The sequence below is a fragment of the Allobosea sp. NPDC055353 genome, assembly GCF_053644975.1.
The window spans coordinates 2,715,046-2,735,672 of sequence record NZ_JBSHMC010000001.1 but is presented as its reverse complement, the minus strand read 5'-3'; the positions used below and the strand labels follow the sequence as shown (position 1 = coordinate 2,735,672).

Genomic DNA, 20,627 nt, shown 5'->3' with positions numbered 1-20,627 from the left:
AGCGCTCCGGAATGGATCCCGGGTCAAGCCCGGGATGACCCGCGCGGTTCCGCGTAAAATCGGGTCGGTCTCAAGACGCCGTCGGCAGCACCAGCCGATAGACGCCGCGAAAGTCGTCCGGGTCGACCGGGCGGCCCTTCCGGGTGATGACGAGCCGGCCTTCCTTCATCAGCTTCACGGCGGCCCGGCGCACCGGCTGCATCAGCGGCCCCCAGCCATCCGGGTGATCGCCGCCGAGGCGGCGCGCGACATCCATCGGCGAGATCGTCAGCCCTGCCTCCCGCTGCGACAGCAGGTCGAGGATCATGCTCTCGATCGCCTCGGGTTCGATGCTCATGATTGGCCCGGATGGTTGAAGACGCGCGTCGCGTCGGAGGCGAACTGGCGCCGGTACATCGCGACGAGCACGGCACCGGTGAATCCGATGAAGCTGACGGGCCCGAGGAACCAGCCGAGATAGGCGAGTGCGAAGAAGAAGGCGCGCTGGCCGCGGTTGAAATGCCGGCCGGCGGCGATGTTCATCTCGATCGTCTCGTGCACGGCATGGGCCATGGCCTTCTCGTCCTTGCTGTCGAACGGGGGCAGGGCGCCCACGAGGATGACGCAATAGTTGAACAGCCGGTAGCTCCAGGCGAATTTGAAGAAGGCGTAGCCGAAGATGCCGACGAGCCCGATGATCTTCAGCTCCCAGACGGAGCGAGGGGTCGCCGGCACGAAGGGCAGGTCGCTGAAGATGGCGACGGCGCGGTCCGTAGCGTTCAGCAGAGCGAGCGTGCCGCCGATCGCGAGCAGCGAGGTCGAGGCGAAGAAGGCGGTGCCGTTCTGCAGGCCGCCCATCACCTGCGTGTCGACGATCCGGACTTCGCGGGCCGCCGATTCGCGAATCCAGCGGGCGCGGCGCAGGTTCATCCGCATGTTCAGTGTCCGGACGGCATAGGGACCCATCTCGACCACGTAGTGGTAGCCGAGCCAGGACAGCGTGAAGAACGCCAGCGCGATCAGATCGAGATTGCTGAAGCCGAACATGCCGTCGCTCTGCCATTTCGCCCGTGGCTCAGGCAAGCAGCTTGTGCGCCATCCGCGATCGCGGCAAGGCGACAGCATTGACGCTGTAGCGGCGAGCCGCCACGGTGCGGCCGGAATCGGGGAGGGCGACGGCCATGCCACAGACCATCACCAAGGGCTACAAGGCGCTGGTCGCGGAGGCCGAGAGCCGGATCGAGACCCTGTCGGTCGAGCAGGCGCAGACACTCCATGGCAGCGACGATGTCGTCTTCGTCGATCTGCGCGATCCGCGCGAGCTGGAGCGGGAAGGACGGATGCCCGGCGCCTTCCATTGCCCGCGCGGCATGCTGGAATTCTGGATCGATCCGGAAAGCCCCTATGCCAAGCCGGTCTTCCAGCAGGATAAGCGCTTCGTCTTTTTCTGCGGCGGTGGCTGGCGCTCGGCATTGGCAGCGCAAGTGGCGCAGGAGATGGGCTTGAAGCCGGTCGCGCATGTCGCCGGCGGGTTCGGCGCCTGGAAGAAGGCCGGTGCGCCGGTCGACAGCGCGCCCGCCGACAAGAAGGCTTAAGATCCGACCTTGTCCCACTACGTCATCGTTCTGCTGGTCGCGGCTTTCGTTTTCCGCAAGCCGCTGGGCAGGCTGCTCGCGCGGCGCTGGCCCAACCACGCCAAGCGCCAGCAGGTGCTGGGCACGATCATCGTCGCCTTCCTGCTGGTGATCGCAGCCCGGCTCGTGGCCCTGTTCTGGTAAGCTGACGCACAACTCCGCCTTGAATTGAGCGAAGACGCCTCGTGCACCCATTGCATGGGAGGCAGGCTTGCGCGCTGCTTAAACATCAGGCATCTTCCTCAACCTTGGCTCCAACTCAAGAAAGGGAGGGCTGAATGAAATTTATCAACACCGCAGCCACTCCCATGCGACCAACCCGGCACTAGGTCGGTCTCGCACGAGGCCCGCCTCCGGGTGGTCTCCTGAGCCTTTTTCCAACCAGTTTCTTTCATTGCCGAAGCCGGCGCGCGTCGTCGTCTTCGCCTGATTTCGGAGTCGGCAGCCGTCCTGGCGCCGAATGACGCTATGTCTCACGATACTCAAACCGGGCGGCGCGAGCCGTTCCGGGCCGTTCTCGGCTTCACTTTCAAGCACTGGGCCCGTCAGCCCCGGCAGGTCGCCTGGGTTGCCGGCGTCACCATCGCCGCCACGCTCGCCGAGCTGTTCACGCCGGTCTATGCCGGCCGCCTCGTCGACGCGGTCGCGGGAGCTGTCGGCGCCGGCGGTGTGGAAGCGGCGCTCTCGGCACTTGGGGCGATGATGCTGCTCGCCCTCATCATGGTGATCGGGCGGCATTTCGCCTTTGTCGGCCTGACCACGATGACGCTGCGCACGATGAGCGATGTCTCGCAGGAGGCCTTCGCGCGCCTGCAGCGTTTCTCGACCGACTGGCACGCGAATAATTTCGCGGGCTCGACGGTGCGCAAGATCACGCGCGGCATGTGGGCGCTCGACCTGCTGACCGACACGGTGCTGATCGCGCTCTTGCCGTCGCTGGTGATCCTGCTCGGCATGACGGCGGTGCTGGCCTGGCATTGGCCGGCAATGGGGCTCGTCGTGGCTGTGGGCGCGGTGGCCTATATCGGGCTGACGCTCGCGCTCTCGTTGCGCTTCGTCGCGCCGGCGGCGCGGCTGGGCAATGCCTGGGATACGCGGCTCGGCGGCGCGCTGGCAGATGCCATCACCTGCAATCCGGTGGTGAAGGCCTATGGCGGCGAGGCGCGCGAGGACCTGCGGCTCGCGACCGTCGTGTCGAAGTGGAGCCTCAGGACGAGCCGCGCCTGGATTCGCGGAACCTGGTCGGGTACCGGCCAGAACATCGTGCTGCTCTTCCTGCGCGCGGCGGTGATCGGCCTGGTGATCTGGCTGTGGGCGAACGGGCAGGCCTCGCCCGGCGACGTCGCCTTCGTGCTGACGGCCTATGCGGTGGTGCATGGCTATCTGCGCGATGTCGGCCAGCACGTCCACAACCTGCAGCGCTCGGTCAACGACATGGAGGAGCTCGTCTGGATGCACGACCTTCCCTATGGCGTACCGGACCGGAAGGGCGCGGTGGCGATGGGCGTGACGGCGGGCGAGATCGCCTTCGAGGACGTGACCTTCCACTATGGAGGTCATGCCGACCCGCTCTACCGCGATTTCTCGCTGACCATCCGTGGCGGCGAGAAGGTCGGCCTGGTCGGCCGCTCGGGCTCCGGCAAGACGACCTTCGTCAAGCTGGTGCAGCGGCTCTACGACGTGACCTCGGGCCGCATCGCGATCGACGGGCAGGACATCGCCGATGTCACCCAGGCGTCCCTGCGCCAGCAGATCGCGATCGTGCAGCAGGAGCCGGTGCTGTTCCACCGCTCGCTGGCGGACAACATCGCCTATGGCCGGCCGGGCGCGAGCCTAGCGCAGGTCGAGCAGGCGGCGAAGCTCGCCAACGCGCATGAGTTCATCATGCGCCTGCCCAAGGGCTACGCCACGCTCGTCGGCGAGCGCGGCATCAAGCTCTCGGGCGGCGAGCGCCAGCGTGTCGCGCTGGCCCGGGCCTTCCTGGCCGATGCGCCGATCCTGATCCTGGACGAGGCGACATCGAGCCTCGATTCGGAATCGGAGGCGCTGATCCAGCAGGCGATCGAGCGCCTGATGGAAGGCCGCACCACGATCGTGATCGCGCACCGTCTCTCGACGGTCCGCGCGATGGACCGCATCCTGGTCTTCGATCGCGGCCGGGTGATCGAGGAGGGGCCGCACGAGGCCCTGCTGACCCGGCCGGACGGCGCCTATCGCGCACTGTTCGAGAAGCAGGTCAGCGAGCTGGCCAAGGGGCTGGCGGCGTAACTGCCGCCAGTGTCCTCGAACAAGGAAAGGGCCGCGCGAGCGGCCCTTTTCGTTCTCTGAGCTATTTCGGCGCCAGCGCCCTTGGCCTGACGCCCTTCACCGGGCCGGGCGGCAGCGGCGCGCTCGCATCCTGATTCAAGCCCTTCAGATCGAGATTCGGCTTCATCAGAAAACGATTCAAACCGGTGACGTAAGTCTCTGGCAGGCCGTAATGTTTCGCCCCGGCGATGACCGCTTCCATGTAGCCGGGTTTGGGCCGCCCCGGATCGGCGGAGCGGCCGATATAGATCAGCGCGCGCTTGGCACCGCCCGGCACGATCACCGGCTGACTGATCTTCACATAGAGCCCGCTGGCCAGCTCCTCGAACTTGTCGAGGACGCGCATGTCGCTGAGCGAGCAATCCCAGAGCACGCCATGGACCTCCTCGCGCGGATCGCGGATCACCGAGGCATAGCCGTCGCGGGTGATGATGAAGCGGTGCCGCGGCAAGCGGGCCGGGCCGAGCGGCTGCGCCTTCGGGCAGCGCTCGGCCATCCCGACCGGGTCCATGTTGAGGCCGTAGGCGAAATAGAGGGGCATGGTTCCGGCTGCGCGCTTTCCGTCATGGTCGGGCTTGTCCCGACCATCCACGTCTTCGCCTTTCGAGGGGCGGGGTCAAGACGTGGATGCTCGCCACAAGGGCGAGCATGACGGCGGAGCTTCTCACTTCGTCTTGTTGAACAGCTCCCGGCCGATCAGCATCCGCCGAATTTCGCTCGTCCCGGCGCCGATCTCGTAGAGCTTGGCGTCGCGCAGCAGGCGGCCGGTGGGGTAGTCGTTGATATAACCGTTGCCGCCCAAAAGCTGGATCGCGTCGAGCGCGACCTGCGTCGCCTTCTCGGCCGCGATCAGGATCGCGCCGGCCGCGTCCTCGCGGGTGGTCTCGCCGCGGTCGCAGGCCTTGGCGACGGCATAGACATAGGCGCGGCAGGAATTCATCGCGACATACATGTCGGCGACCTTGCCTTGCACGAGCTGGAACTCGCCGATCGACTGGCCGAACTGCTTGCGCTCGTGGACATAGGGCATGACCACGTCGAGAGCCGCCTGCATGATGCCGAGGGGCCCCGCCGCCAGTACGACGCGCTCGTAGTCGAGGCCGGACATCAGCACGTTGACGCCGCGCCCGACGGTGCCGAGCACGTTCTCCTCCGGCACCTCGCAATCCTGGAAGACGAGCTCGCAGGTATCCGAGCCGCGCATGCCGAGCTTGTCGAGCTTCTGGTGGGTCGAAAAACCCTTCATGCCCTTCTCGATCAGGAAGGCGGTGATGCCGCGCGGACCGGCCTCCGGGTCGGTCTTGGCGTAAACGACCAGCGTCTCAGCGATCGGGCCGTTGGTGATCCACATCTTGTTGCCGTTGAGCACGTAGCGGTCGCCCTTCTTGTCGGCGCGGGTGCGCATCGAGACGACGTCCGAGCCCGAGCCCGGCTCGGACATGGCAAGCGCGCCGACATGCTCGCCGGAGATCAGCTTCGGCAGGTATTTCCGCTTCTGCGCCTCGTTGCCGTTGCGGCTGATCTGGTTGACGCAGAGATTCGAATGGGCGCCATAGGAGAGGCCGACCGAAGCCGAGGCGCGCGAGACCTCCTCGACGGCGATGCAATGCTCGAGATAGCCGAGGCCGGTGCCGCCATATTCCTCCTCGACCGTCATGCCGTGCAGGCCGAGCGCCCCCATCTCGGGCCAGAGATCGCGCGGGAACTGGTTGGTCTTGTCGATCTCCTCGGCGCGCGGGGCGATCTTCTCCTGCGCGAAGGCGAAGACGGTGTCGCGGATCGCGTCGGCGGTCTCGCCGAGGTCGAAATTGAATGGGCGCGGCGCGTTGGCAAGCATGGCGGATACTCCCGGCAAAGCGTTGGGAGCATCGCTCCCTTTGTCCTCGTTATAGCCGCCTGCGGCAGCAACGTCAGTGCGCAGCCGCGCCCGGCGCATTTTGGTGTCGGCGCGGGCGCCTCAGCTCCCGATCACGCCCCGGCGCCGAAGCAGGACAAGGGTCAGCAGGGCGGCGGCGACGCAGGTCAGCGCCACGAAGAAGGCGCCGGCCTCCGATTCGACCCAGGGCAGGCCCTTCACGTTGATGCCGAACAGGCCGGTGATGAAGGTCGCGGGCAGGAACAGAGCGGTCAGCAGCGAGAGCACATAGAGCTGTCGGTTGGTGCGGCTGGCCGAGCGGGCGGCGATCTCGTCCTGCAGGAGCCGCGCCCGATCCTGAACCGACTGGACATCATGGTGCAGGCCGTCGACGCGCTGGAGCAGTCGCGACGCCGCGGCCTTCACGGCATCGGGCGCGCTGCGGCCCGACTGGGTCTCGGCGAAACGGCGGAACAGCACATGCAGGCCGCTGAGCTGGCGATGTAGCCGGACGGCCGTGCGCCGGACCGCGCCGACGCGCTGCGGGCCGTCATGCAGGCGGTCGAGCAGGATGTGGTCCTCGACGCTGTCGGTCTCGTCGACGAGGCGCACCACCGCGTCGGTGACGTCGTCGATGATGTATTCGATGATCTGCTCGAAGAGCCCGGCCGGGCTTGCAGCCGGCTCGCCGCGATCGAGCGCTTCGGCCGTCATGCGGATCGAGTGCAGGGCTTCGCGCCGGCCGGTGAGCAGGAACCTGTCGCCGACGATCCAGCGCAATGCGCCGACCTCCTCGGATTTGTCGGCAACATCCCGGATCAGGTCGTGCGAGACGCCCCAGGCGAGATTGGCGGAATGGTCGAGCCGCTGGTGGGGTTCGTGCGAGAGGAAGGCTTCCTGCGTCGCGTCCGGCAGGTCCTGCTCGGTGACCCAGCTCTGCGCCCGCGTGTGGACGAGGTCGAGATGCAGCCAGACGAAGCCATCGGCGGGCGCGAGATCCGGCATCTCGTCGCGGGGAACGCGGACAGGCTGCCCGTACTCGTCGAAGCGATAGGCCCAGATGATGCCTGACTGGGATTGGATGTCGCTGCGCATGCCGGGCTTCCGCTGCCGCTGCAGGGTAGCTTCCGGCAACGCGGCGCCTAAGGGCGCCGCGGATGTGACAGCGGCGTGACGGCTGTTCAGTTCTTCCTGATCGAGCCGGTAACGCCGATATCGCGGTTATCGGCCGTGCGTGACGGGATGCGGCCGGGCGGGGCGAATTTCAGCCTGGCGCCACCGGCCGCTTTCGGAGCGCGCAGGCCCGCCGGGGTCGGTGGTGGCGTGCGGATCGCCACCTTCGGCTCGCCGCCATGCCATTTGCGCGAGCCGATGTCGAAACGGCCCTGGCGCCAGGCGTCGAATTCGCGCTCGCTGCCGAAGAAGGCGTTGCGATCGACATCGCCGGTGACGCCCGGCACCCGGCCGGTGGTGGTGAACTGCCAGAATTCCCAGCGGTCGCGCTCATAGCGCTTCGCCAGCGGAGCGGCGGTCGAGCGCAGCCAGAACGGGTGGTCCTTGAGCTCGCCTTCCAGCACATCCTCGTGGAAATTGATGTCGGTATAGATGATCGGCTTCTTGCCGGTGTGCTCGCGCAGGCCCTTCAGCATCTCCGCGATCTTGGCGAGCGCCAGCTCCTTCGAGATCCTGCGGGTGCATTGCGAGCCGTTCTGCCATTCGACGTCGAGCACCGGCGGCAATGCGTCGGGATCGCGCGGGATGTGCTTCTTGAACCAGCGTACCTGCTCCTTGGCCGAGCGGCACCACCAGACGAAATGATAGGCGCCGCGCGCGACGCCATGCTTCTTCGCCTCGGCCCAGTTGCGCTTGAAATTGGGATCGAGATGGTCGCCGCCTTCGGTCGCCTTGATGAAGGCGAAGCGCGTGCCGGCGTCCTTGACCTTCGCCCAGTCGATCTCGCCCTGCCAGCGGGAGACGTCGATGCCCTGGATCACCTTGCGCCGCGCGTCGCGGACGCCGTGATGCGGGGCGCTGTCGCCCTTCTTCGGATAGAGCGCCTGCGCCGGCTCGACGAGAGATGTCATCAGGGCCGCGAAGGCGAGGGCTTTCAGCCCGATCCGTCCGCTGGTCAGCTTGCGCGCTGGCATGTGTCTCTCCCGCATCACGGGTCCAGATGCGGGGAGCGTGGTTAAGCGCCGGTTAGAATTGCGGCGCAGTCGAACAATGAATTTCAGCTTTGGTTAACCGGCCGGATTCCGGCCGGCCTGCTCAGTCGAGAACGGTGGGCTCGACCTGGTTGTCGACAGCGCGCAGGGCAGAGGTGACCGCGGGCACGCTGCCGGGAACGCGCGCCATCGGCACGTCCTGCTGTGGCGCCAGCGGCTCCGGCACGAAATCCGGGCTGGGAACGGCTGGAATCGGCGCCGGCTGCGGCGTGGGGGCAGGCTGCGGCGCCGGCGCCGGCTCCTCGCGCCGGGCCCAACGCCGCGTGCCGATGTCGTATTCGCCGCGAATCCAGCCGGCGAACTGGCTTTCGCTGCCGAAGAAGGCGTTGCGGTCGACATCGCCCTTGATGCCCGGCACGCGGCCGGTGGTGGTGAACTGCCAGAAGGCCCAGGGGCGGTTGCTGTAGCGGGCTTCCGGCAGCGCCGCGGTCGAACGGATCCAGTAGGGGTAGTTGTTGAACTGCCCCTCCAGCACCTCGCGGTGGAAGGTGATGTCGGTATAGATCACCGGCTTCTTGCCGGTGAGCTGCTCGAGCTCGGTCAGCATGAGCTGAATCTTCTCGCGAGCGAGCTCGCGGTCGATCTTCTGCGGGCAGGTGCGCGAATGGCCGTTCCATTCGACGTCGAGCACCGGCGGCAGGGCGTCGGGATCGTTCGGGATCTGCTGCTTGAACCAGACCGCCTGCTCATGGGCCGGGCGGCACCAGAAGACGAAATGGTAGGCACCGCGCGGAACGCCGGCGCGGCGGGCTCCTTCCCAGTTGCGGCGGAAGTTCGGGTCGACATGGTCGCCGCCCTCGGTCGCCTTCATATAGACGAAGCGGGTGCCGGCCGCCTTGACGGCGCTCCAGTCGATCTCGCCCTGCCAGCGCGAGATGTCGATGCCGTGGACCGGGTAGTTATGCGCCGCCGCGACACCGGGATGCGGCCGGGCGTCGCCCTTCGACGGATAGCTGTCGAGCGCGACGCAGCCGCCAAGGGCCGCAAAAGCGGCAGCAGCCAGAAGGGGCAGGGCACGGAAGCTGGGCATGCGGCGGGCGTTCATATCCCGGAGGATTGCTTGGAATGCTTGATGGCCGGTTTACGTTACCAAAGTTTTGCCATCTGTCAGCCAAATCAGGGGCAAGGGCGCGTCGGGCCACTGTGAACACGGCGAATCGCGATTGTCGCAGAACGTGAAGATTCGGGTGCAAGCGGTTGACATCAACCGGAAACGCAAAAGGCGACCCGAGGGTCGCCTTTTGCTGGATTTTCATCCGAATTTGGTGCGGTCGAGAGGACTCGAACCTCCACGGGTCTCCCCGCTACCACCTCAAGGTAGTGCGTCTACCAATTCCGCCACGACCGCAGCTCGGTTCCGGTTGCGGGCGGTGCAACCAGGGAGCGGCGCCGATCTAGCAAATCGAATCCGCTGCCACAAGGGTGTCATCGCGGAAAAACGCAGAAGCGCGATTTTTCCCGCGATTGCCCGGATCAGGCGGCCTCGGCGACGGCCTGCAGGGTGTAGATCGTCGGCCGTTTCAGCATCTGGGTGATCTCGACGGAAATCCGCGCGCCGCTGACCACGACGATTCCCTTGGCGAAAGGGTGATTGTTCGCGAGAATCTGAACTTCGTCGGTCTCGCTGGTGTTCAATTCGATGATGGCGCCGCGGCCGAGGCGCAGCAGCTTGTAGATCGGCATTTCGGTCTGGCCGAGCACCACCGTGAGTTCCACCGGGACGAGATCGAGATCGGCCTTCAAGTCCTGCCTCCGGAACCCTACTTCAGAATTCGACCAGCGAAACTTGCCTGCCTGCCGGTTTTCGGCGCAAGAGGCGGTTCGAGGGTCGCGCCGGATGATGTCGCCGGCCCGGAAACTTTGGACGGAACATGGTTAAGCCATGGTGAAGATGCGTGAGGAGCTGGCCGTTTCCTTCCTGCCGGAAGGGGTGTCCGAGCCGGTCGAATGGGTCATAGCCGAGGGGCTCGTCGGCTATGACGACGCCGTCGCCGAAATGGAGGCTCGCGCCGGGCTGATCGCGGACGGCCTGGCGCGCGAGCGCGTCTGGCTGGTCGAGCATCCGCCGCTCTATACGGCCGGCACCTCGGCCCGCGACGAGGATCTGATCGCGCCGGAGCGCTTCCCCGTGTTCCGTTCGGGGCGGGGCGGGCAGTTCACCTATCACGGTCCCGGCCAGCGCGTGGCCTATGTCATGCTCGACCTGAAGCGGCGCCAGCCCGACCTGCGCCGTTTCGTCGCCGCGCTGGAGAGCTGGCTGATCGGCGCGCTCGATGACTTCAACATCCGCGGCGAGCGGCGCGAGGACCGCGTCGGCGTCTGGGTGCGGCGGCCCACCAAGGGCGTCGACGCCGAGGACAAGATCGCGGCCATCGGCATCCGCGTGCGGCGCTGGGTCTCGTTCCATGGCATCTCGCTGAATGTCGAGCCGGACCTGTCGCATTTCGACGGTATCGTGCCCTGCGGCGTCAGCCAGTACGGGGTGACCTCGCTGGTCGATCTCGGTCTGCCGGTGACGATGCCGGAGGTCGATTCGGTGCTGCGCGAGGCGTTCGAGCGCGTGTTCGGCCCCACCGTTCAGGCCTGATTTACCAACCGTTAGCCATGGCGCCGCCATCTTCGACCCGGGCGGGGGCGAAGATGGGGATGACAATGCGAAGCGTTTTCCTGGCGGGTAGCCTCACCCTGCTGCTTGCAGGCTGCAACACCACCGACCAGCGCATCGCCGGTGCTGCGGCCGGCGCAGGCGCCGGTGCGCTCGTCGGCGGGCCGATCGGAGCCATTGCCGGCGGAGCGATCGGCGCGGTTGCGGCGCCGTCGGTGACCGGATCGATCAACAAGATGAGCGAGTGAGCCGGGCGCCCGTTTGAGCAGGAGCCCTCATCCTGAGGAGCAAGCGGAGCTTGCGTCTCGAAGGATGCTCCAGATGGTTCCGGAGATTCCTGGAACATCCTTCGAGACGCCGTTCCCCAGGAACGGCTCCTCAGGATGAGGGCTCTCCAAGTCACTTCGACCGGCGCGGATTTGCACGGCCGCGTCCGTGCGTCCGCGCCGGTTGGCGTTTTCGGCGCGGCGCGCCATAACCTCGGCAGAGATTGTTACCGAGGAGCGCGCCCGTGCCTGTCATCGAGAGCAAGGTCGATCTGAATTCGGCCGAGACGCGCGCCAATGCCGAAGCCTGGAGCGGATTGCGCGACGAGCTCCAGCAGCATCGCGCCACCGCCGCGCTCGGCGGCAATGCCAGGTCCCGTGAGCGCCACACGGCGCGCGGCAAGCTTTTGCCCCGCGAGCGCGTGCTGCGCCTGACCGATCCGGGCTCGGCCTTCCTCGAGATCGGCTCGCTCGCCGCCTTCGGTATGTATGAAGGCGATGTCCATGCCGCCGGCATGATCGCCGGCATTGGCCGCGTCGCTGGCCGCGAATGCATGATCGTCTGCAACGATGCGACGATCAAAGGCGGCACCTATTATCCGATGACGGTGAAGAAGCATCTGCGCGCCCAGGAGATCGCGCGCGAGAACCGCTTGCCCTGCATCTATCTCGTTGATTCCGGCGGCGCGAACCTGCCGCATCAGACCGAGGTTTTCCCCGATCGCGAGCATTTCGGCCGCATCTTCTACAATCAGGCGACGCTCTCGGCCGAGGGCATTCCGCAGGTCGCGGTGGTGATGGGCTCCTGCACGGCCGGCGGTGCCTATGTGCCGGCGATGTCGGACGAGACCGTGATCGTCCGGAAGCAGGGCACGATCTTTTTGGGCGGCCCGCCGCTGGTGAAGGCGGCGACCGGCGAGGTCGTCTCGGCCGAGGATCTCGGCGGCGCCGATGTCCATGCGCGCCTTTCGGGCGTGGCGGATCACTATGCCGGCGACGATACCCATGCGCTCGCCATCGCCCGGCGGATCGCCGGCAATCTCAACAGCGTGAAGCGACCGGACATCGACATCGCCGAGCCGGTCGAGCCGCTCTACGATCCGGCCGAACTCGAAGCCGTCGTGCCGACCGATCTCAAGAAGCAGTACGACATCCGCGAGGTGATCGCGCGGCTGGTCGACGGCTCGGAGTTCGACGAGTTCAAGAAGCTCTACGGCACGACATTGGTGACAGGCTTTGCCCGCATTCACGGCATCCCGGTCGGCATCATCGCCAATAACGGCATCCTGTTCTCCGAAAGCGCGGTCAAGGGCGGGCATTTCATCGAGCTCTGCTGCCAGCGGCGGATTCCGCTGCTGTTCCTGCAGAACATCACCGGCTTCATGGTCGGCCGCGATGTCGAGACGCGCGGCATCGCCAAGGACGGCGCCAAGCTCGTCACGGCGGTGGCCTCGGCGCGGGTGCCGAAGATCACGGTGCTGGTCGGCGGTTCCTTCGGCGCCGGCAATTACGGCATGTGCGGCCGGGCCTACTCGCCGCGTTTCCTGTTCACCTGGCCGAATTCGCGGATTTCGGTGATGGGCGGCGAGCAGGCGGCGAGCGTGCTCGCAACCGTGCGGCGCGACAATATCGAGGCCGAGGGCAAGAGCTGGCCGGCGGCCGAGGAGGAGGCCTTCAAGGCGCCGATCCGCAATCGCTATGAAGAGGAAGGCTCGCCCTATTTCGCCACGGCGCGGCTCTGGGACGACGGCATCATCCTGCCCTCCGAGACGCGGCGCGTGCTGGCGCTGGCCTTCTCCGCGACGCTGAACGCCGAGGTGCCCGAGACCAAGTTCGGCGTGTTCCGGATGTAAAACGGCGCTTGGACACGGCAGATGTAGCCCGCGCCTTGTCCTGGCGGCCGCCCTAGTTTTTCACCGTCGAAACGATGCGAACTTCGCCGGGCGCGGTCTGTCGGGCCGGGGGCTCGACCTGCAAGGCCGTCGCCGCTCCGGCCTTGAATGCCCTGACCGCACCGTTGAAATAGTCGGTGAACGCCCGGATACGGCTGCGCTCCTTCAGCGAGACGAGGCGCGTTCTCAGAAGGTCCTCGAAGTCGGACCGGCGTCGCTCGCCCCGGTTGCCATTGAAGACCACGATCTTGCCCGGCAGCACCACGACATCCCCCTTGCGGAGGGTCGGGTCGCTCAAGAACCAGTTGGGGTCCTTCACCGGGTCCATCGGCGTGACCAGGACGGGCGGTCGCTCGACCTGCGCCTGCTTCGGCGCTTTGGAGGGCCGCCGCTTGGCGCGGATGGTCATCTCCAGCGGCGTCGAAACATAGGGCGTTTCGGTGCGAGGGGGCGGGCCAAGCAGAAAGTCAAGAAAGCCGGCATAGGCGGGTCTCAGAGCAAAAAGCTCGAGAACCAATACGCTTGCAACGACAGCGGCGGCGCTTTTCATGGAATGCACCAATCCCTAGGCATACGCATATTCGGCAGCGGGGATAACATCTGTCCTTTTTCATTCCAAGCCGTCTATGCGCCAAGTGCATATTGGCGTTAACCGCCTCCATACGCTGCTAACATCTTGTTCATTATGATCTGAAGCGGGGCTGCATCCCGATAGCAGATCCTCATGACAGAGACATTGCAGACGCCGTCGCTCCGACAGGCGCGTGGTTTGAAACGTAACCCGCCGCGCACCACGCTCAGCGCAATTCGATCTTCACGACCTCGTAGACGGCTCGCGCCCCGCGCTTGTCGCCGGGCGCGACGAGGCGCCAGCCGCCGTCGAGCGCCTTGCCGTCCACCGCCGAGACGAGAATCAGAGGCAGGTTGCCGAAATCGGGATGGATCTCGCCGACCGAGAAGGCGATCTGGTAGCCGTCCCTGGCGCTGACAAGGAAGGTCTTCTTCAACTGCTCTGCCGGCTTGAGGCCGTCGAGCGCCTTGTTGGCCTGCAGCACGTCCCAGAGCAGCACGCCCTTGTAGCGCCGCGTCGCCGACCCCTTCGACGTCTCGAGAGTCACCTCGCGTTCGGCGAGAGGGAGGGCGGCGAGGGATTGCGCCGTGAGCCGGATCGGCGCGGAGCCGATGCCGACGAGCGCGACAGCGGGCTCCTGTGCGCGCACGGCCGGGGCCATCGTCAGCAGAGTGAAGGCGATCAGCAGGAAGCGAAGCAAGGCGGCGATCTCCGGTGACGGGTCGATGACAGGGCGACGATGCCCGCCGCAAGCCAATGGCGGCCTTCAGGCTGGTCTTCGCGTCGTCCTCCCGGCGGCCACGATAAGGCAGGGCCGGCGGGCGGCAAGAGCATGAAATGACGGCCGGCCGATGGTTCCCCTCGGCGGTTTCGCCCGTTATGGTCGGATGCCATCTCAAACGATTTAGGCCTAGGGAAACACGGGGAAACGCATGTCTGGGCATAACAAGGTCGCGATCATCACCGGCGCCGGCTCGGGCGTGGGGCGCTCGGTCGCCATCGCCTTCCTGAAGGACGGCTACCGTACCGTGCTGGCCGGCCGCCGCGCGGATGCGCTCGAGGAGACGATCCAGCTCTCCGGCGTCGACAAGGGCCGTGCTCTCGCGGTGCCGACCGATGTCACCGACAAGGCCTCGGTCGAGAACCTGTTCGCCAGGACGACGAAAGCCTTCGGGCGGGTGGACGTGCTCTTCAACAATGCCGGCGTCAATGCGCCGGGCGGCGTGTTGCTGGAGGACCTCTCGCTGGAGGACTGGCAGAAGGTGGTCGACACCAACCTGACCGGGCCGTTCCTCTGCACCCAGGCCGCCTTCAAGGCGATGAAGGATCAGGAGCCGCGTGGCGGGCGCATCATCAATAACGGCTCGATCTCGGCGCATGCGCCGCGGCCGAACTCGGTTGCCTATACCGCGACGAAGCATGCGATCTCGGGCCTGACCAAGACCGCAGCGCTCGACGGGCGCAAATATGACATCGCCGTCGGCCAGGTCGATATCGGCAACGCGCTGACCGAGATGGCGAAGAAGATGACGACCGGCGTGCCGCAGGCCGATGGCTCGGTGAAGGTCGAGCCGGTGATGGATGTCGACCATGTCGCGACGACCGTTTTGCACATGGCCGGCCTGCCGCCTGAGGCGAACGTGCTGTTCGTCACGGTGATGGCGACCAAGGCGCCGCTCGTCGGGCGGGGGTGAGGAGCCCGCCTTTCGTTAGCCTTCCCCCTTGCCAGTCATCCCGGGCGCAGCCCCCGGGTTCGATCTTTGATCGACCCAAGGATAAACTCCGCGTAGACCCGGGATCCATTCCTGAGCCTTGCGGATTTCTGCTCCGGCATGGATCCCGGATCGGCGCCGCTGACGCGGCTTGTCCGGGATGACAAGGAGTGAGGGTGGCCGCAGCGGCGCAAGACGTAGATGGTCGGGACAAACCCGGCCATGATGGGGACGGAGAAGGCTCGGCATCGAGCCCTGCCGTCGCCCGCGCCTATACGCTGACCATCTGGGGCATCGCGCTCGGCATCCTGATCCAGGCGGTGGCGACGGTCGTCTGGGCGCTTGCCATCGGCAATGCCCAGCTCTTCAAGGACGGCGTCGACTGGGTCTATGACGTCGCGCTCTATGGCATCGCCGCGATCGTCTTCGGCCGCGATGCGCGGATCGAGCGGCTCGCGGCGGTGGCGATCGGCGCGGTCATGGCGGTCGCCGGATTGCACACACTCTACGATCTCTGGGACAAGGTCGTCCGGCCGCGGCCGATCGAGGTCTGGACGCTAGGCTTCGCTGCGGCGAGCGCCATCGTCATCGCCTTCCTCGTCGTCGCCGCGCTCTGGCGCTTCCGGCGCGAGCAGAATCCGGTGATCAAGGCGACCTGGCTGTCGAGCCGCAACGACATGATCTCGACGACCGGATTCGCGCTCGTCGGCCTCGCTGCCCGTGTCGCGCCGGTGCGCTGGCCGGAATATCTGTTCGATGTCGTCGTCGCCGGCATCTGCTTCCAGGCGACCTGGGCGATCTGGCGCTCGCTCAGGCGGAGCGCGACACCGGAAGCGTCCCAATCCGGTTTGCGCAACAAGGCGCAGACAGACGCCGTGGGCGGGCTATAAAGGCGGCACGTCTCCTGAGGATGCCGCCGCCATGACGATCGCCGCCAAGCTGCCCTCCATCCTGATCGCCAATCGCGGCGAGATCGCCTGCCGGGTGATCCGCACCGCCCGGCGGCTCGGCCTGCGCACCATCGCCGTCTATTCGGACGCCGATGCCGAGGCGATGTTCGTCGAGATGGCGGACGAGGCCTATCATATCGGCCCGGCCCCCGCCCGCGAGAGCTATCTCGACGCCGACAAGATCCTTGCTGTCGCGAAGGAGGCCGGCGCGGCCTGCATCCATCCGGGCTACGGCTTCCTCTCCGAGAATGCCGAATTCGCCGATGCCTGCACTGCGGCGGGCATCGTCTTCGTCGGTCCGCCGGCTTCGGCCATCCGGGCCATGGGCCTGAAGGATGCCGCCAAGGCGCTGGTCGAGAAGGCTGATGTCCCGGTGGTGCCGGGCTATCACGGCGCCGAGCAGGGCGCCGATTTCCTCCGCTCGGAAGCGCGCCGCATCGGTTATCCCGTGCTGATCAAGGCGGTCGCGGGCGGCGGTGGCAAGGGCATGAAGAAGGTCGACCGGCCCGAGGATTTCGACGATGCGCTCACCAGCGCCCAGCGCGAGGGGCAAAACGCCTTCGGTGACGCGCGGGTGCTGGTCGAGAAATACGTGCTCTCGCCGCGCCATGTCGAAATCCAGGTGTTCGGCGACAGCCACGGCGATGTCGTCCATCTCTACGAGCGCGACTGCTCGTTGCAGCGGCGCCATCAGAAGGTGATCGAGGAGGCGCCGGCGCCGGGTATGAGCGCCGAGGTCCGCGCCGCGATGGGCAAGGCCGCGACCGAGGCCGCCAAGGCCGTCGGCTATGTCGGGGCCGGCACGGTCGAGTTCATCGCGGACGGGCGCGACGGGCTGAAGGCCGACGGATTCTGGTTCATGGAGATGAATACCCGCCTCCAGGTCGAGCATCCCGTCACGGAGGCGATCACCGGGCTCGATCTCGTCGAACTGCAATTGAAGGTCGCGGCCGGCGAGCCGCTCGGCTTCACGCAGGCCGATGTCTCGGCCACGGGCCATGCAGTCGAGGCGCGGCTTTATGCCGAGGACCCGGAGAAGGGCTTCCTGCCTTCGACCGGCAAGCTCTGGGCGCTGCAATTTCCCGAGGGCGAGGGCATCCGCATCGATACCGGCGTCGAGGCCGGCGATACCGTGACGCCGTTCTACGACCCGATGATCGCGAAGGTGATCGCCCATGGTGCCACGCGCGACGAGGCGCTCGACCGGCTGGGTTCAGCTCTGGGCGAGACGGTGGTCGCCGGCCCGCGCACCAATCTCGCCTTCCTGAAGAAGCTGACCGAGGCGGAGGGCTTCCGGAAGGGGCCGTTCGATACCGGCTTCATCGACCGCAATATCAGCGCGCTCGGCGCCGAGCCGCAGCCGCTCGATGCGGCGGCGGTCGCGGCGGCGGCCCTGCAGCTTGAGGAGGAGCGGCAGGCGGCCGGCATGATCGCGGCAGCCGGCCGGGCCGGGGGCGAATCCCGCTCGCCCTGGCTCGACCCGGACGCCTTCTCGCTGATGCCGCGCCAGCCGCTCGGTCTGCCGCTCACGGTCGATGGCGAGCGCATCGAAGCGCGGATCGAGTGGCATGGCGAGGATGCCCGCGTCAGCCTGCCCGGCCACGAGATCGGCGAGGGCGAGCATGAGATCGCGCTGGCCGAAGGCGAGGGCGGGACATGGTTCGCGCTGCATCGCGGCCGGCAGACGGCGGTCTCGCTGTTCGATCCGTTCAGCGTCGATCTCGATGCGGCAGCGGGCTCGGGCGGCGTCATCAAGGCGCCGATGCATGGCAAGCTCGTCGCGCTCTTCGTGGCGCCGGGGGAGGCCGTGACTAAGGGCCAGCGCCTCGCCATCGTCGAGGCGATGAAGATGGAGCACGTGCTGACCGCCCCGCGCGACGGCACGGTCAGCGAGGTCGCGGGCGAGCCCGGCGCGCAGGTGGCCGAGGGTGCGAAGGTGGTCGTGCTGGGGGAATAGGCGAGTTAGCGGAATCGCTTGCGAGCGACTGCTGAGGGATTGATTCAGTCCACTTTCGTCATGGTCGGGCTTGTCCCGACCATCCACGTCTTCAGTGGTCGAATGCCGTGTTCAAGACGCGGATGCTCGCCACAAGGGCGAGCATGACGGCGCGCTACGCGTCCAGCGCCGCAGTCGCCTTTTCCAGGATCGTCAGATTGATCTCCGTCAGCGGGTCTTCGTCTTGCAGGAACCAGCTTGCCGACAACCCGCACCAGGCGATGATCCAGCGTAGCAGTCGTTCCCGCTCCAGCCCCGATTTCGCCAGCACGATCTCCAGCCGGCGGTCGAAGGCGCCGGGCGCGACGGCGACCGGCGGCTCGGGGTCGGCGAGATCGGGATCGCAGAACAGGATCGTGTATTCGAAGGCGCGATCGCCGATCACCGATTTCGGATCGATGGCGAGCCAGCCGCGACCCTCGAAGTCGAGGACATTGTCGTGATGCAGGTCGGCATGGAGCGGCAGGGCCTCCTGCTGTGAAGGCAGGAGCATGCTCGCCTCCGCCGCAGCGCGGGCGAGCAGGCCGCCGTGCTTAGCCGCCGCCGGAAACAGGTCCCTGAACCAGATGTCGAGCGGGATCAGCCCGGCAGGAGCCGGGCCACGCGGTTTCTGCAGGGCAGCGATGGCGTCGCAGAGGATGATGGTGGCTTCGTCATCGCCTTCAGTGCCGCTGCGTGCCATGGCTGCTACCGAGCGCTTGCCGGTGGCGCGCTCGATCAGCATCGCCTCGCCGTGTTCGCTGCGGGCGAGCAGGCGGGCGGCGCCGTCGCCGTTCCAGTATTCCAGCGGCAGATAGCCGCGCCGCTCGTCTTCGACCTCTGGCAGCTTCAGCATGGCGGGTGCGCTGCCCCGCAGGACGGGCAGCAGGTGGCTGGCATGGGTCCTGATCGGCTTGCCGTCTGCGACGAGGCCCCAGCGGGCGAGCCAGGGCTCGAAGACTTCTCCGGAAATCCGGCTCATCCGCGGCCGATCACCGGGAACTGCTCGGCCTCGTAGATTTGGCCGGAGACCGGGGCGCTGTCTTCGGAGAGCCAGAAGGCGGTGTGGGCGGCGATCTCCTCGGGCTGCATGATGCGGCCGGTCGGGGCGTCGCGCAGCGGCAGATGGTTCTGCCAGCCGGGTTTGCGGCCCTCGCGCTGCTGGGTGGCGTCCTCGTTGGCGGTCCAGGTCCAGCCGACATTGAGCTGGTTGGCGCGGATGCGCTCGGGGCCGAGCGTGTTGGCGAGGTTGCGCGTCATCGTCATCAACGCGCCCTTCGACATCGAATAGACCGTGAGGTTCGAGAGCCCGCAATAGGCGTTGATCGAGCCGACGGTGACGATGGCGCCGGGCGATTTCTGGGCGCGGAAAGCGCGGATCGCGGCCTCCGCGCAGAGCAGTGGCGCGCGGGTGTTGATCGCGAAGATATGGTCGAAGAAGGCGGCTGTGGTCTCGGTGAGAATGCCGCGCGGATAGATTCCGGCATTGTTGACGAGCCCGTCGATGCGGCCGAAGGCGGCGATCGTCGCATCGACGATGGCTTGCGCGGTCGCGGGCTCGGCGAGATCGCCGGTCGCGCCCGCCGTCGCGGGGCCGAGCTTCGCCACGGCTGCATCGACTTCCGCCGCGTCGCGGCCATGGATCAGCACCCTGGCGCTCTCGGCGACGAGGCGTTCGGCCATCGCGAAACCGATGCCGGTCGAGGAGCCGGTGACGAGGATGGCCTTGCCTGCTAGTCCGCGCATGGGAAGCGTCCGTGTCTGGTTCGGGAGGTCGGAATGATCGTGAAGCGAATCGTCGCGAATATCGCAACCGCGGAGCCGAAGCTGGCGCAAGCGTTCTATGGTGATCTCTTCGGCCTCACCCTCGCCATGGATCATGGCTGGATTCAGACCTATGCGGCTGAAGCCGTATCGGGCGTGCCGCAACTGAGCTTCGCCAGCGAGGGAGGCTCGGGCGCTCCGGTGCCCGATCTCTCGATCGAGGTCGACGATCTCGACGCGGTGCTCGACCGGGCGCGTGCCGCTGGTCATGTGATCACGTATGGTCCGGTCGACGAGCCCTGGGGCGTTAGGCGCTTCTTCCTGCGCGATCCGTTCGGCCGGCTCGTCAACGTGCTGGCGCATCGGAACTGACGGCCGGGCTGTGGAGAAGCGCCGCGGAGACTGGCTTGGCGGCCGGCGCAGGCCTATTTTGCGGCCATGCCCCTTCATCTGCTCAAGCTCTGCGTCGGCGCCGAATCGATCAGCGATCTCGAGGACTGGATCGCCGAGCGCCAGGCGCAGCGCCGCGCCCGCGGCGAGCCGGCGGAGCAGTTGCACACGACGCGCATGGTGCCGAAGAAGATCGAGGAGATACTCGATGGCGGCTCGCTCTACTGGGTGATCAAGGGCCAGATCTCGGCGCGCCAGCGCCTCACCGATATCCGCCCCTTCACCGATGGCGAAGGCATCGGCCGCTGCCATCTCGTGATGGAGCCGGTCGTGGTGCCGGTCGAGCCGCGGCCGTTCCGGCCCTTCCAGGGCTGGCGCTATCTGCAGGCGAAAGACGCGCCGCGCGATCTCTCCGAGCATGGCGGCGATGTCGGCGAGATGCCGGAGGAGTTGCGGCGGGAGCTGGCGGGGTTGGGATTGTTGTAGCGCTCATTGCTGAAGG

The 20,627-nt window shown here is 66.8% G+C and carries 22 protein-coding genes, 1 tRNA gene and 1 pseudogene; 11 read left to right on the top strand and 13 right to left on the bottom strand.

The window, feature by feature from the left end; all coding sequences use genetic code 11:
• Positions 1 to 70 precede the first annotated feature (70 nt).
• Positions 71 to 337 carry a DUF3253 domain-containing protein gene (locus tag ACWIEX_RS12665; protein ID WP_454033340.1) on the bottom strand — a complete coding sequence of 89 codons (267 nt, stop codon included), beginning with the start codon at positions 335 to 337 and terminating at the stop codon, positions 71 to 73.
• The gene (locus ACWIEX_RS12660; protein ID WP_454033339.1) at positions 334 to 1,026 is read right to left on the bottom strand and encodes a DUF599 domain-containing protein; all 693 of its coding nucleotides are present in this window, start codon (positions 1,024 to 1,026) and stop codon (positions 334 to 336) included. The genes ACWIEX_RS12665 and ACWIEX_RS12660 overlap by 4 nt, the downstream gene beginning before the upstream one ends.
• Positions 1,027 to 1,160: 134 nt before the next feature.
• On the opposite strand from ACWIEX_RS12660, the gene ACWIEX_RS12655 reads away from it, so the two are divergent.
• The 3 genes from ACWIEX_RS12655 (at position 1,161) to ACWIEX_RS12645 (ending at position 3,881) form a co-directional block, all read left to right on the top strand.
• Positions 1,161 to 1,574 (top strand): rhodanese-like domain-containing protein, encoded by a 414-nt coding sequence (locus ACWIEX_RS12655; RefSeq protein WP_454033338.1) that lies wholly within the window; start codon positions 1,161 to 1,163, stop codon positions 1,572 to 1,574.
• Between the two features lie 9 nt (positions 1,575 to 1,583).
• Positions 1,584 to 1,757 (top strand): hypothetical protein, encoded by a 174-nt coding sequence (locus tag ACWIEX_RS12650; protein ID WP_454033337.1) that lies wholly within the window; start codon positions 1,584 to 1,586, stop codon positions 1,755 to 1,757.
• A gap of 324 nt (positions 1,758 to 2,081) precedes the next feature.
• Positions 2,082 to 3,881 carry an ABC transporter ATP-binding protein gene (locus ACWIEX_RS12645; protein WP_454033336.1) on the top strand — a complete coding sequence of 600 codons (1,800 nt, stop codon included), beginning with the start codon at positions 2,082 to 2,084 and terminating at the stop codon, positions 3,879 to 3,881.
• Positions 3,882 to 3,942: 61 nt separating this feature from the next.
• Here the strand turns inward: ACWIEX_RS12645 and ACWIEX_RS12640 are convergent, their stop codons facing one another.
• The 7 genes and pseudogenes from ACWIEX_RS12640 to ACWIEX_RS12610 all read right to left on the bottom strand — a co-directional run bounded on the left by ACWIEX_RS12640 (position 3,943) and on the right by ACWIEX_RS12610 (position 9,743).
• Positions 3,943 to 4,461, bottom strand: a complete 519-nt coding sequence (locus ACWIEX_RS12640; protein ID WP_454033335.1) for a gamma-glutamylcyclotransferase family protein — start codon at positions 4,459 to 4,461, stop codon at positions 3,943 to 3,945.
• A gap of 123 nt (positions 4,462 to 4,584) precedes the next feature.
• Positions 4,585 to 5,757: an isovaleryl-CoA dehydrogenase gene (locus ACWIEX_RS12635; RefSeq protein WP_454033334.1), complete on the bottom strand. Its 1,173-nt coding sequence runs from the start codon at positions 5,755 to 5,757 to the stop codon at positions 4,585 to 4,587.
• Positions 5,758 to 5,877: 120 nt separating this feature from the next.
• A complete protein-coding gene (locus ACWIEX_RS12630; protein ID WP_454033333.1) occupies positions 5,878 to 6,870 on the bottom strand; it encodes a CorA family divalent cation transporter in 993 nt (330 codons plus the stop codon).
• Positions 6,871 to 6,956: 86 nt separating this feature from the next.
• Positions 6,957 to 7,922 (bottom strand): glycoside hydrolase family 25 protein, encoded by a 966-nt coding sequence (locus ACWIEX_RS12625; protein WP_454033332.1) that lies wholly within the window; start codon positions 7,920 to 7,922, stop codon positions 6,957 to 6,959.
• 349 nt (positions 7,923 to 8,271) lie between these two features.
• Positions 8,272 to 9,045 (bottom strand): annotated as a pseudogene (locus ACWIEX_RS12620) (glycoside hydrolase family 25 protein); the annotation flags it as partial.
• A gap of 218 nt (positions 9,046 to 9,263) precedes the next feature.
• Positions 9,264 to 9,348 (bottom strand) — tRNA-Leu (locus ACWIEX_RS12615).
• Between the two features lie 125 nt (positions 9,349 to 9,473).
• On the bottom strand, positions 9,474 to 9,743 hold the full coding sequence (locus ACWIEX_RS12610; protein ID WP_082617404.1) for a FliM/FliN family flagellar motor switch protein: 270 nt from the start codon (positions 9,741 to 9,743) through the stop codon (positions 9,474 to 9,476).
• A 139-nt stretch (positions 9,744 to 9,882) separates the two neighbouring features.
• Between ACWIEX_RS12610 and lipB the strand changes: the two genes are divergently transcribed.
• The 3 genes from lipB (at position 9,883) to ACWIEX_RS12595 (ending at position 12,724) form a co-directional block, all read left to right on the top strand.
• Positions 9,883 to 10,587, top strand: a complete 705-nt coding sequence (lipB, locus tag ACWIEX_RS12605; protein ID WP_454033331.1) for a lipoyl(octanoyl) transferase LipB — start codon at positions 9,883 to 9,885, stop codon at positions 10,585 to 10,587.
• A 59-nt stretch (positions 10,588 to 10,646) separates the two neighbouring features.
• Positions 10,647 to 10,853 (top strand): hypothetical protein, encoded by a 207-nt coding sequence (locus ACWIEX_RS12600; protein WP_454033330.1) that lies wholly within the window; start codon positions 10,647 to 10,649, stop codon positions 10,851 to 10,853.
• Positions 10,854 to 11,116: 263 nt separating this feature from the next.
• A complete protein-coding gene (locus ACWIEX_RS12595) occupies positions 11,117 to 12,724 on the top strand; it encodes a carboxyl transferase domain-containing protein (RefSeq protein WP_454033329.1) in 1,608 nt (535 codons plus the stop codon).
• Positions 12,725 to 12,776: 52 nt separating this feature from the next.
• Here the strand turns inward: ACWIEX_RS12595 and ACWIEX_RS12590 are convergent, their stop codons facing one another.
• Positions 12,777 to 13,313 (bottom strand): hypothetical protein, encoded by a 537-nt coding sequence (locus ACWIEX_RS12590; RefSeq protein ID WP_454033328.1) that lies wholly within the window; start codon positions 13,311 to 13,313, stop codon positions 12,777 to 12,779.
• Positions 13,314 to 13,560: 247 nt separating this feature from the next.
• The gene (locus ACWIEX_RS12585) at positions 13,561 to 14,034 is read right to left on the bottom strand and encodes a hypothetical protein (RefSeq protein WP_454033327.1); all 474 of its coding nucleotides are present in this window, start codon (positions 14,032 to 14,034) and stop codon (positions 13,561 to 13,563) included.
• A 232-nt stretch (positions 14,035 to 14,266) separates the two neighbouring features.
• On the opposite strand from ACWIEX_RS12585, the gene ACWIEX_RS12580 reads away from it, so the two are divergent.
• The 3 genes from ACWIEX_RS12580 to ACWIEX_RS12570 all read left to right on the top strand — a co-directional run bounded on the left by ACWIEX_RS12580 (position 14,267) and on the right by ACWIEX_RS12570 (position 17,953).
• The gene (locus tag ACWIEX_RS12580; RefSeq protein ID WP_454033326.1) at positions 14,267 to 15,028 is read left to right on the top strand and encodes an SDR family oxidoreductase; all 762 of its coding nucleotides are present in this window, start codon (positions 14,267 to 14,269) and stop codon (positions 15,026 to 15,028) included.
• A 194-nt stretch (positions 15,029 to 15,222) separates the two neighbouring features.
• The gene (locus tag ACWIEX_RS12575; RefSeq protein ID WP_454033325.1) at positions 15,223 to 15,936 is read left to right on the top strand and encodes a cation efflux transmembrane domain-containing protein; all 714 of its coding nucleotides are present in this window, start codon (positions 15,223 to 15,225) and stop codon (positions 15,934 to 15,936) included.
• 31 nt (positions 15,937 to 15,967) lie between these two features.
• Positions 15,968 to 17,953: an acetyl/propionyl/methylcrotonyl-CoA carboxylase subunit alpha gene (locus ACWIEX_RS12570; protein WP_454033324.1), complete on the top strand. Its 1,986-nt coding sequence runs from the start codon at positions 15,968 to 15,970 to the stop codon at positions 17,951 to 17,953.
• Positions 17,954 to 18,107: 154 nt separating this feature from the next.
• Here the strand turns inward: ACWIEX_RS12570 and ACWIEX_RS12565 are convergent, their stop codons facing one another.
• Together ACWIEX_RS12565 and ACWIEX_RS12560 are read right to left on the bottom strand one after the other, a co-directional pair.
• The gene (locus ACWIEX_RS12565; protein ID WP_454033323.1) at positions 18,108 to 18,953 is read right to left on the bottom strand and encodes an aminoglycoside phosphotransferase family protein; all 846 of its coding nucleotides are present in this window, start codon (positions 18,951 to 18,953) and stop codon (positions 18,108 to 18,110) included.
• Complete coding sequence (locus ACWIEX_RS12560) at positions 18,950 to 19,717, bottom strand: SDR family oxidoreductase (protein WP_454033322.1); 768 nt, start codon at positions 19,715 to 19,717, stop codon at positions 18,950 to 18,952. Before ACWIEX_RS12560 ends, ACWIEX_RS12565 begins: the two co-directional genes overlap by 4 nt.
• 33 nt (positions 19,718 to 19,750) lie before the next feature.
• Between ACWIEX_RS12560 and ACWIEX_RS12555 the strand changes: the two genes are divergently transcribed.
• Positions 19,751 to 20,107, top strand: coding sequence for a VOC family protein (locus ACWIEX_RS12555; protein WP_454033321.1), 357 nt, complete (start codon positions 19,751 to 19,753; stop codon positions 20,105 to 20,107).
• A gap of 66 nt (positions 20,108 to 20,173) precedes the next feature.
• Positions 20,174 to 20,611: a DUF1489 family protein gene (locus ACWIEX_RS12550; RefSeq protein WP_454033320.1), complete on the top strand. Its 438-nt coding sequence runs from the start codon at positions 20,174 to 20,176 to the stop codon at positions 20,609 to 20,611.
• The last annotated feature ends 16 nt before the right edge of the window (positions 20,612 to 20,627 follow it).

Bases quoted from the DNA above. Each gene is read 5' to 3' on its own strand.
- ACWIEX_RS12665 (WP_454033340.1), bottom strand. From the start codon at position 337: ATGAGCATCGAACCCGAGGCGATCGAGAGCATGATCCTCGACCTGCTG.
- ACWIEX_RS12660 (WP_454033339.1), bottom strand. From the start codon at position 1,026: ATGTTCGGCTTCAGCAATCTCGATCTGATCGCGCTGGCGTTCTTCACG.
- ACWIEX_RS12655 (WP_454033338.1), top strand. From the start codon at position 1,161: ATGCCACAGACCATCACCAAGGGCTACAAGGCGCTGGTCGCGGAGGCC.
- ACWIEX_RS12645 (WP_454033336.1), top strand. From the start codon at position 2,082: ATGTCTCACGATACTCAAACCGGGCGGCGCGAGCCGTTCCGGGCCGTT.
- ACWIEX_RS12640 (WP_454033335.1), bottom strand. From the start codon at position 4,461: ATGCCCCTCTATTTCGCCTACGGCCTCAACATGGACCCGGTCGGGATG.
- ACWIEX_RS12635 (WP_454033334.1), bottom strand. From the start codon at position 5,757: ATGCTTGCCAACGCGCCGCGCCCATTCAATTTCGACCTCGGCGAGACC.
- ACWIEX_RS12630 (WP_454033333.1), bottom strand. From the start codon at position 6,870: ATGCGCAGCGACATCCAATCCCAGTCAGGCATCATCTGGGCCTATCGC.
- ACWIEX_RS12625 (WP_454033332.1), bottom strand. From the start codon at position 7,922: ATGCCAGCGCGCAAGCTGACCAGCGGACGGATCGGGCTGAAAGCCCTC.
- lipB (WP_454033331.1), top strand. From the start codon at position 9,883: ATGGTGAAGATGCGTGAGGAGCTGGCCGTTTCCTTCCTGCCGGAAGGG.
- ACWIEX_RS12600 (WP_454033330.1), top strand. From the start codon at position 10,647: ATGACAATGCGAAGCGTTTTCCTGGCGGGTAGCCTCACCCTGCTGCTT.
- ACWIEX_RS12590 (WP_454033328.1), bottom strand. From the start codon at position 13,313: ATGAAAAGCGCCGCCGCTGTCGTTGCAAGCGTATTGGTTCTCGAGCTT.
- ACWIEX_RS12580 (WP_454033326.1), top strand. From the start codon at position 14,267: ATGTCTGGGCATAACAAGGTCGCGATCATCACCGGCGCCGGCTCGGGC.
- ACWIEX_RS12570 (WP_454033324.1), top strand. From the start codon at position 15,968: ATGACGATCGCCGCCAAGCTGCCCTCCATCCTGATCGCCAATCGCGGC.
- ACWIEX_RS12565 (WP_454033323.1), bottom strand. From the start codon at position 18,953: ATGAGCCGGATTTCCGGAGAAGTCTTCGAGCCCTGGCTCGCCCGCTGG.
- ACWIEX_RS12560 (WP_454033322.1), bottom strand. From the start codon at position 19,717: ATGCGCGGACTAGCAGGCAAGGCCATCCTCGTCACCGGCTCCTCGACC.
- ACWIEX_RS12555 (WP_454033321.1), top strand. From the start codon at position 19,751: ATGATCGTGAAGCGAATCGTCGCGAATATCGCAACCGCGGAGCCGAAG.
- ACWIEX_RS12550 (WP_454033320.1), top strand. From the start codon at position 20,174: ATGCCCCTTCATCTGCTCAAGCTCTGCGTCGGCGCCGAATCGATCAGC.